Origin of the sequence: Bradyrhizobium aeschynomenes, assembly GCF_013178945.1 — a bacterium.
Classification (GTDB): Bacteria; Pseudomonadota; Alphaproteobacteria; order Rhizobiales; family Xanthobacteraceae; genus Bradyrhizobium; species Bradyrhizobium aeschynomenes.
Window position 1 is genome coordinate 21,177 of sequence record NZ_JABFDM010000023.1, and the last position, 6,536, is coordinate 27,712.

The 6,536-nt window shown below is 63.8% G+C and carries 4 protein-coding genes and 1 pseudogene; all 5 read right to left on the minus strand.

Annotated features, from left to right (window positions below; all coding sequences use genetic code 11):
• Positions 1-3 precede the first annotated feature (3 nt).
• Positions 4-1,401 carry a nitrogenase iron-molybdenum cofactor biosynthesis protein NifN gene (gene nifN / locus HL666_RS33685; RefSeq protein ID WP_172115373.1) on the minus strand — a complete coding sequence of 466 codons (1,398 nt, stop codon included), beginning with the start codon at positions 1,399-1,401 and terminating at the stop codon, positions 4-6.
• A 10-nt stretch (positions 1,402-1,411) separates the two neighbouring features.
• On the minus strand, positions 1,412-3,085 hold the full coding sequence (gene nifE, locus HL666_RS33690; RefSeq protein WP_172185784.1) for a nitrogenase iron-molybdenum cofactor biosynthesis protein NifE: 1,674 nt from the start codon (positions 3,083-3,085) through the stop codon (positions 1,412-1,414).
• 132 nt (positions 3,086-3,217) lie between these two features.
• Positions 3,218-4,777: a nitrogenase molybdenum-iron protein subunit beta gene (nifK, locus tag HL666_RS33695; protein ID WP_172115377.1), complete on the minus strand. Its 1,560-nt coding sequence runs from the start codon at positions 4,775-4,777 to the stop codon at positions 3,218-3,220.
• 83 nt (positions 4,778-4,860) lie between these two features.
• On the minus strand, positions 4,861-6,363 hold the full coding sequence (nifD, locus tag HL666_RS33700; RefSeq protein ID WP_172115379.1) for a nitrogenase molybdenum-iron protein alpha chain: 1,503 nt from the start codon (positions 6,361-6,363) through the stop codon (positions 4,861-4,863).
• A 72-nt stretch (positions 6,364-6,435) separates the two neighbouring features.
• A pseudogene (nifH, locus tag HL666_RS34365) lies at positions 6,436-6,536 on the minus strand (nitrogenase reductase); the annotation flags it as partial.

Here is a 6,536-nt window from a genome sequence, read left to right on the forward strand (position 1 = left end):
AATTCAATGCAGTGGCGCGACGACGGCGGCTTCGGGCGATGCCTGCTGAAAATCCTTCCAGGGATCGATCCAGGTGTCCGGCGTCGGCTGATGGTTGTCCTCGCGGTCGGCGATGATCAGGTTGGCGAGCGCAAACACCAGGTCGCGGGTGCCGCGATAGCCGACGGTCAGCAGATGCCCAGCGCCCAGCCGGTCGAACATCGGGAAGCCGATCCGGTAGAACGGGATCTTCAGCCGCGCCGCCGCCTGGCGGCCGTGCGAATGCGTCATCATCAGCGCGCAATCGCGTTCCTTCGCGCGCGTCTCCAGATCCTCGAGATCGCCGATCAGCACCTCGTCGCACGGCATGCGCTCGAGAACCGGTGATTGCGTGGTGGTGATGGCGACGGAGATCTCGGCGCCCATGTCGTGCAGCATGCTGGCGACGTCGAACAGCAGGTCCGGCTCGGCGCCGATGGCGAGCTTGCGGCCGCCGATGTGGAAATGCGCATCCAGCATCGCGTCCGCGAGCTGGCCGCGCTGGCGGCGATACTTCGCCGGCACCGGTCGCCCCGAGATCTCGCTGAGGAACGACATGAACTCGTCGTTCGGCAGGAGCCCACAGAGCCGCTCGAACAGCCGATACGGCACGCCGGTCCTGGCCTGCATCGCCTCAGCCGCGCGCTTCATCTGCGCGCCGATCGCGATCGTCCAGGAGGCGCTGCCCATGACCGCGATCTCTTCCAGGCCGATGCCGCCGATCGTAGTCGGCGTGAACTCGTCGGGGATGTGACCGTCGAGCGAGCCGCCGATATCCGGCAGGAACGAGGGCTCCAGGCCGAAATCCTCGAAGATGGTGCGGAGCTCTTCGATATCGCCTGGTGTCAGATGGCAGCCGGGCAGCACGTTGACCCTGGCGGGATCGCGCCGCGTCGAGGTCGGCTTGTCGACGAGCACCTCGACCATCTTGGCGACGGTCTTGTCCCAGCCATCCTGGAACGCATCCTTGAAGTCGGGCGTCGAGACATAGACCAGCGGATAGTTGGCGAGCTCCGGATGCTTCTCGCGGATCAGCTTGATATAGCCGTCGACGTCGTCGCCCTTGGTCTCGGTGACCCCGGTCGAGCAGATGCCGATGATCTCCGGCTTCTGCTTCTTGTAGATGTTGAGAATCGCCTGCTCGACATTCTCATAGCCGCCGAGCACGGTGGCAACCTCGCTCATCGCCGTCGTCTGCATCGGCACCGCTTCCTTGAAGTGGCGCACGAACAGCGTGAGGCCAAACGAGGTGCAGCCCTGCGAGCCGTGCAGCAGCGGCATCGCCCCGCGCAGGCCGAGGAAGGCGAACGAGCCGCCGATCGGCTGGCTCATCTTGAGCGGATTGACCGCGCAGGCTTTCTTTCCGATCGTGACCTTGGCCATGAGCGTTGCCCTACTCCGCCGCCTGCAGCAGCTCGGCCGGCGCCTTCTGGCCCGCCAGGATGTCCTCCACCCGGCCGGCGCAGGCGCCGCAGCCGCCCGAGGCGTTGGTGTGCTCGCGAACGCCGGCGACGTCGGTCAGGCCATGCGCCTTGATCGCGTCCTCGATGGTGCCGAGATCGACCGACTTGCAGTGGCAGATCTTCTTGGCGCGGCGCGCGGCTTCTGCTGCGACCGGATCGGCGGCGAGCGCAGCGGCTTCCGCGTTGGCCTGGGCAATCGCCTTGGCCTGCCAATTGTTGCTGGCCGTCTCCCAGGGCGCCCGCTTGCGCAGTTGCTCCCACATCGGGTTGTAAATCGCCTTGTCGATCTCGGCGACCAGCTTCACCATGCCGATATAGCCCATGAAGGCGTGCGAGCGCTCCTGGTTGATGTCGAGCCAGGGCATCGCGGCCTTCAGCGCCACGAATTGCGACTTGCCGCCTGAGAGCATGATGTCGGCCTTGGCGTCCTTGAGCATCTTGTACATCTCGCGGGGCGCCATATCGTCGATCATGTGGGCGTCCTGGCCCATCAGCTCCTTGATGCGCTCCTTGTCTTCCTTGGTGGACTTCTTCACGGAGGTGCCGACCAGCTCCATGCCGGCCTCCTGCAAGGCCGCCACGACCGACCACGACTTCACGCCGCCGGTGATCAGCAGCACCTTCTTGCCGGTGAGCCGCTTCTTGAACGGCTCGATCGCCGCCCAGGCCTTGGCCTCCTCGCGGGCGATCACGGCCTCGGTGCGGTCCAGCAGATCCGCTGGCGCGCCACGCTCGACGAGAAGACGAGCGATCTCGCGCAGCGAGTCCGAGGAGTCCTGGATGCCGTAGAACGAGCCCTCGAAGAACGGAATGCCGTAACGCTCCTCCATCTTGCGGGCGACGTTGATCATCGCCTTGGAGCACACCATCATCGCCGCACGGGCGCGGTGCGACGACGCCACATCCTTGTAGCGGCCGTCGCCGGAGATGCAGGCGGAGATGCGGATGCCGAGCTCGTCGAACAGCGGCTTCACCTGCCAGAGCTCGCCGGAGAGGTTGTATTCGCCGATGATGTTGAGGTCGTAGGGCGTCGTGACCTCCGGCTCGACCGTGCCGATGACGTGGTCGAGCAGCGCCTCGCCGGCGAGTTTGTTGCCGAGGTTCTTCGGCCCGACGAAGCCGGGCGAATTGACGGGAATGCAGGGCTTGCCGAACTTGGCCGAGGCCGCCTTGCAGACCGCGTTGATGTCGTCGCCGGTCATGGCGGGCACGCAGGTCTGGTAGACGAAGACCGCCGGCGGATCGTATTTCTCGATGATTTCCTTGATCGCCTTGTAGAGGCGCTTCTCGCCGCCGAACACGACGTCGGTCTCGTTGATGTCGGTGGTGAAACCGGTGCGCCAGATCTGAGATCCGGACGAGGCTGCACCGCGGTTGTCCCAGGAATTGCCCTCGCAGGCGATCGGTCCGTGCACGAGATGCGCGACGTCGGTCAGCGGCTGCAGCGCGACCTTGGCACCGTCGAACGCGCAGCCGCCGGCCGCGCCGCCCGGCTGCAGCTGCTTGGTGCAGCCCTTCTTGCGCTCGGCCTCGGACTTGTTGGCGTTCTTGCCGCAACCCGGCTCGTTGAAGACGTTCTGGATCGTGGCAGACAGCGAGCTCATCGGCTTCTCCTGTTGGCGGACCTTCTGCGCGTCTCTTCTTGGAGAGGAGGCTCCGGCCGTTTCGGCCTTCCCCTGAGCCTCATCGTCCCGATCGAAGCGCGGCGGCCCCTGGGGACCGCCGCGCGCCGTGACTTAACGAATGATGTCGAAGCTGTAGTCAGACTTGGCCGGCACATTGGTGTTGCGATCGATCTCGTCGAAGATCTTGTCGAGGATCGTGACCAGCACGTTCAGGCCGCCCTGATAGCCCCACACCGGATAGCGGTGCTTGTGGTGGCGATCGAAGATCGGGAAGCCGATGCGGATCAGCGGCGTGCCGGTGTCGCGCTCCAGGTACTTGCCGTAGGTGTTGCCGATCAGGAAGTCGACCGGCTCGGTGAACAGCAGCGAGCGCATGTGCCAGAGATCCTTGCCGGGATACACGTGGCAGTTCTTGCCGAACGGCGAGGCATCGAACACCGCCTGCACGCGCTCCGCCCACTCCTTGTTGCCGTTGGTGGCGAGCACATGGGTCGGCTCGGCGCCGAGCTCCAGCAGGAACGAGGCGAGGCCGAGGCAGAGGTCCGGATCGCCGTAGATTGCGAACTTCTTGCCATGGATGTGGGCGCTGGAGTCGGCGATCGCGTCGACCAGGCGGCCACGCTCGAGGGCGAGTGATTCCGGGATCTCCTTGCCGGTGAGCTTCGACAGCGCCATTACGAACGCGTCGGTGCCGGTGACGCCGACCGGGTGATGGAACGAGACCACCTCCTGGCCGTGGTTCTTGATGAACGGCAGGGTCTTCTCGGTGCAGTAGTGCTGCATCGAGACGGTCGCCTTGGCGTGGACGGCGTTGGCGGCGTCTACCAGGGTCGTGCCGCCGTCATACATGCGGAACTCGCCGTCGGTCGGCGTGTCGAACACGTTCGAATTGTCGCCGAGGATCGTGTACTCGATCCCCATTGCCTCGAAGATGTGCTTCACTTCCTTGATGTTGCCGACGGTGTAGCCGTCGAAACCGCCGATGAAGTTGATCTTCTCGTTCGGAACGCGCTCCAGCTTCGGCGCGGTGCCGGCCTTGCCGTCCCAGAAGTGCTCGAGAATGCCCTTCATCGCATTGTCGTAGCCGGTGACATGGCTGCCGACGAAAGCGGGCGTATGAGCGAAAGGAACGTCGAATTCGGCGGGAACCGAGCCCTTCTCCTTGGACGTCTTGATGAAGGCGTTGAGGTCGTCACCGATGACTTCCGCCATGCAGGTGGTGGAGACCGCGATCATCGACGGCTTGTACATGTTGTAGGCGTTGGCGAGGCCGTCGATCATGTTGTTCAGCCCGCCGAACACGGCTGCGTCCTCGGTCATCGACGACGACACGCAGGAGCTCGGCTCCTTGAAGTGGCGCGACAGATGGCTGCGATAATAAGCCACGCAGCCCTGCGAGCCGTGCACGAACGGCAGCGTCTTCTCGAAGCCGACGGCGACGAACACGGCGCCGAGCGGCTGGCAGGCCTTGGCCGGATTGACGGTCAGCGCCTCGCGGGCAAAATTCTTCTCGCGGTATTCGGGCGTCTTGGCCCACTCGCGAATGCGCTCGACTTCCGCGGGATCGCGCGGATTCTCGAACATCTTCTTCTTGTTGGCCAGCATCTGCTGGTATTCGGGGCCACGGAAAAGCTCGAAGTGATCGAGCACATGTTCGGCAGACTGCGTCATGGGATAACCCTCTCTATTTTCCTGTGTCGATCAGGGAGCGCTGGCTCTCCGCCGAAGGAGAGCCAGGCCGTGGGTGGTGGTGATTACTCGGCCGCCTGGAGCAAGGGCTTGGGTGCCTGCTTCCAGGGCGCCTTTGCCATCTTCCAGACCGGGGAGTTGATGGCCATGTCCATGTCGCGGGCGAAGATCGCGAACCCGTCATAGCCATGGTAGGGACCGGAGTAGTCCCAGGAGTGCATCTGGCGGAACGGCACGCCCATCTTCTGGAAGACGTACTTTTCCTTGATGCCCGAGCCGACGAGGTCCGGCTGGACCTTCTCGACGAACTTCTCGAACTCGTAGCCGGTCACGTCGTCATAGATCAGCGTGCCGTCCTTGACGTAGTGCTGGGCGGTGCGCTGATAGTCGTCGTTGTGGCCGAACTCGTAGCCGGTGCCGACGACCTCCATGCCGAGGTCTTCATAGGCGCCGATCACGTGGCGCGGACGCAGACCGCCGACGAACAGCATCACGGTCTTGCCTTCGAGGCGCGGCCGGTACTTGGCGATGACGGCGTCCATCAAGGGCTGGTACTTGGCGATGACGCGCTCGGCACCTTCCTTGATCTTGTCGTCGAAATAGCTGGCGATCTTGCGCAGCGATTCGGCGATCTTGCTCGGCCCGAAGAAGTTGTACTCGCACCACGGAATATTGTACTTCTCTTCCATGTGACGCGAGATGTAGTTCATCGAGCGGTAGCAGTGCAGCACGTTCAGCTTCGCCTTCGGCGTCGCTTCCAGCTCGGCGAGCGAGCCGTCGCCCGACCACTGGGCGATCACGCGCAGGCCCATCTCCTCGAGCAGGATGCGCGAGGACCAGGCGTCGCCGCCGATGTTGTAGTCGCCGATGATCGCGACGTCGTAGTCCGACGGCTCGAAGCGCGGCGCGGCGTCGGCCGGCAGCTTGTCGAAAACCCAGTCCCGGATCGCGTCGTTGGCGATATGGTGGCCCAGGGACTGAGAAACACCGCGGAAGCCTTCGCAGCGGACGGGGACGATGGTCTTGCCGTCATACTCCTTGGACTTGACCTTGGAGACCGCCTCGATGTCGTCGCCGATCAGGCCGATCGGGCATTCCGACTGCACGGTGATGCCGTTGTTGAGCGGGAACAGCTCCTGGATTTCGTCCATGATCTTGGCAAGCTTCTTGTCGCCGCCGAAGACGATGTCCTTTTCCTGGAAGTCTGAGGTGAACTGCATCGTCACGAAGGTGTCGATGCCGGTCGTGCCGATATAGTAGTTGCGGCGCGCCGCCCAGGAGTACTGGCCGCAGCCGACCGGGCCGTGGCTGATGTGGATCATGTCCTTGATCGGGCCCCACACCACGCCCTTCGAGCCGGCGTAGGCGCAGCCACGGATGGTCATGACGCCGGGGATCGACTTGATGTTCGACTTGACGCCGCAGTCCGACTTGCCGTTCTCATGCACGTTGAGATGCTTGGCGCGGCGCTTGGCGGTCTTCTCCGGATAGACCTTCAGAACCTCGGCGATCAGTTCCTTGTTGCGTGCCTTGATCTCGGCAACGCTTTGTTTCTCGATAACGCTCATCTGGCTTTCCTCGATGATCGGTTGCGGGGGTCACCCGGCCCTCCCGATGAAGGACCGGGTGACCGGTGGCGGTTATGCCGTGGCGGCGAGCTCGGAGGCGGTCTTGCCGATCTGGCTCTCGTCGACCGCCTTCATGATGCCGTGCTCCATCAGCATGTCCTCGAGCTCGTCCA

Bases quoted from the DNA above. Each gene is read 5' to 3' on its own strand.
- nifN (WP_172115373.1), bottom strand. From the start codon at position 1,401: ATGGCCAAGGTCACGATCGGAAAGAAAGCCTGCGCGGTCAATCCGCTC.
- nifE (WP_172185784.1), bottom strand. From the start codon at position 3,085: ATGAGCTCGCTGTCTGCCACGATCCAGAACGTCTTCAACGAGCCGGGT.
- nifK (WP_172115377.1), bottom strand. From the start codon at position 4,777: ATGACGCAGTCTGCCGAACATGTGCTCGATCACTTCGAGCTTTTCCGT.
- nifD (WP_172115379.1), bottom strand. From the start codon at position 6,363: ATGAGCGTTATCGAGAAACAAAGCGTTGCCGAGATCAAGGCACGCAAC.